This is a genomic window from Streptomyces boluensis (genome assembly GCF_009908195.1).
In the GTDB taxonomy this organism is placed as follows: domain Bacteria; phylum Actinomycetota; class Actinomycetes; order Streptomycetales; family Streptomycetaceae; genus Streptomyces; species Streptomyces boluensis.
On the sequence record NZ_JAAAHS010000619.1, the window covers coordinates 1 to 2,576 of the forward strand.

Sequence of the window (2,576 nt, forward strand, 5' to 3'; positions counted from 1 at the left end):
GGGTTGTCCTTCGCGGCCGAACCGCCGCCCGCTGGAGTCGAACCGCCGCCCGATGGAGCTGAACTACCGCCCGTGCCCGTGCAGTTGGCCAGTGCCGCGACCGCGAGCAGGGCGCCCGCCAGCCGCCGGGCGACCCGTGACCCTCGCGCCATTCCAACCTCCCCACGACTCCGCTCCTCGCCACCGGTCCGCGTATCGGGGCCGTACGGAACCCTGCCACCGGGCGGGCGTCGTGCGGGTGAGGCCGAGGTGAACTCTCCGTGGTCTGGGCTGATCTCGGGGAAACGGTGCGGTGATCACGGAGGGTCGGTAGCGTCGCGGCCGGGCTGAGCGCCGACGAGCCGCTGCTGAGCGAACTGAACGACCCCGAGGTTCGCTCCTGGTCGGCACTCATGCGAAACCTTGCGCGTGGCCCGAGTCCCGCACTTCTTGTCAGGAGGCGTCTTGCACATACTCAAATCCGTTACGACAGCCGTTGCCGTCTGTACCGTCGCCGCGGCGACGGTCCTGGCCACCTCCACGTCCGCGGCAGCGGAGACCGGCCCTGAGCAGGACAATTTCTTTCCCGCCCTCGGGTATTCCATCCTCAACCTGGACATCGATCCGCTGGGCGCCAACGACTGGAACTGCCGCCCCAGCGCCGCCCACCCGCGTCCGGTCGTCCTGGTGCACGGGACTTACGAGAACCGCTACAACAACTGGGCCCGGATGTCCCCCGAGTTGAAGGCTCAGGGCTACTGCGTCTACGCCCTCGACTTCGGCGACACCGACGACGCCGGAGTGGGTATCGCTCCCGCCGTGAAGGGTTACGGAGACATCAGGGAGTCCTCCAAGGAGCTGGCCGCCTTCGTGGACAAGGTGCTCGCCGCCAGCGGCGCCGGCCAGGTGGACCTGGTCGGCCACTCCCAGGGCGGCACCCTGTCCCGCTGGTATCTCAAGGCCGACGGAGGCGCGAACCCGGCCGACCCCTCGAAGAACAAGGTCAAGAAGGTCGTCCAGCTCGGCGCGACCAACCACGGCACCACCATGAGCGGCATCGAGACGCTCGCCGACATGCTCCACATGCTGGAAGCCGGGGAGAAGCCCCTCGGGAAGGCGGGCATCCAGCAGTACGAGAAGTCCGAGTTCATCAAGGAGCTCAACGCCGACGGCGACACCGTTCCCGGGGTCGACTACACCGTGATCGCCACGAAGTACGACGAGATCACCACCCCCTGGCAGAGCACGTTCATGACGGCGGGCCCCGGAGCGACGGTGCAGAACATCACCTTGCAGGACGGCTGTTTCGTGGACTTCTCCGCCCATCTGGGCATGACGTACAGCCCGCGTGCGGTCGGCCTTGTCAAGCGGGCCCTTGACCCCTCGGCCCCGGCGGCTCCCTGTGTGCCGAGGGCGCCCGCCCTCTGACTCCGGCCCGGACCGGGGAGCTCGCCCCCACGAGCGTGCTCCCCGGACCGGTGGTGGGGGTGTGTCAGCCCTTGATCCGCTCCCGGATCCAGATGCCGGCCTCCTTGAGGACGCCGGTGCCCGTCCAGGAGTCACCGTTGCAGGTGCCCGGCTTGAAGACCGCGCCCGAGCGGTCGTCGTCGGAGTAGTTCCAGTTGGTCCAGGAGATGCCCTTCTCCTCCATCAGGTCGATGTACTTCTGCGCCATGCCGAAGTCGTTGGCGCCCTCCCCGGCCGAGTTCTGCGTGCCGAACTCCGTGACGAACATGGGGAGTCGGTCGGCCGCGCGGGACAACGTCTGCAGGTACTGGTCGTCGTGCGAGGCCGCGTAGAAGTGGAAGGTGTACATGATGTTCTCGGCGTCGACCGGGTTGTCCACGACCTCCGTCTCGTCGCCGTCCTCCGATACGCCGAGCGAGGACCAGGCTCGGGTGCCGACCAGGGCCACGCCGTCCGGGTCGTGCTGCCGGATCACCGGGATGATCTCCTCCGCGTACGACTTGATCTGCGACCAGGAGACACCGCTCGGCTCGTTGGCTATCTCGTAGAAGACGTTCGGCTGGTCCGCGTACTTCGTCGCCATGTCCGTGAAGAACTTCTTCGCCGACTCGGTGTTGGCGTTCGGGTCGCCCGGGTCGAGCTGGTGCCAGTCGATGACGGCGTACATGCCGCGCGCGATGGCCTGGTCGACGACGCGTTGGGCGAGCTTCGTGAACTTGTCCGGGTCGGTCTCGTAACCGCCCTCCTGTACGTACGTCGAGACACGCAGGACGTCCGCGCCCCAGTCCTGCGCGAGCGCGTCCAGGGAGCCGTCGGTGAGGCACTGTTCGTACCACTGGGTGCCGTGCGAGCTCATGCCCTTGAGCTGGACCGCCTTGCCCTGCTCGTTGCAGAGCTGTTCGCCGCAGACCTCGAGCTGCCCGTTCGCGGCGACGGCCGAACCGGCGGGGGCGGCCTGCGGGGAGGCCGGTGCGTCGTCCCCTGCGAGGGCGCTGAACTGGGTGGACGCGGCGAGCAGCAGCGCGCCGGAGAGTGCAGCCCCGAGAAGTGCCTTGCGGGGGAGCCTGCGGTCGGTGGAGTGCTTGGCCATGGAGGTGGGCCTCCTGCTCATCGTCAGTGGGGGGTTGGTG

At 68.1% G+C, this 2,576-nt stretch carries 2 protein-coding genes; one reads left to right on the plus strand and one right to left on the minus strand.

Translation table 11 applies throughout. The features are described 5' to 3' along the window. Positions 1 to 444 precede the first annotated feature (444 nt). Positions 445 to 1,407, plus strand: a complete 963-nt coding sequence (locus GUY60_RS36675; RefSeq protein WP_161705830.1) for an esterase/lipase family protein — start codon at positions 445 to 447, stop codon at positions 1,405 to 1,407. Between the two features lie 64 nt (positions 1,408 to 1,471). Here GUY60_RS36675 and GUY60_RS36680 read toward each other — a convergent pair whose 3' ends face one another. After that, positions 1,472 to 2,557 carry a glycoside hydrolase family 5 protein gene (locus tag GUY60_RS36680; protein ID WP_161705831.1) on the minus strand — a complete coding sequence of 362 codons (1,086 nt, stop codon included), beginning with the start codon at positions 2,555 to 2,557 and terminating at the stop codon, positions 1,472 to 1,474. Positions 2,558 to 2,576 lie beyond the last annotated feature (19 nt).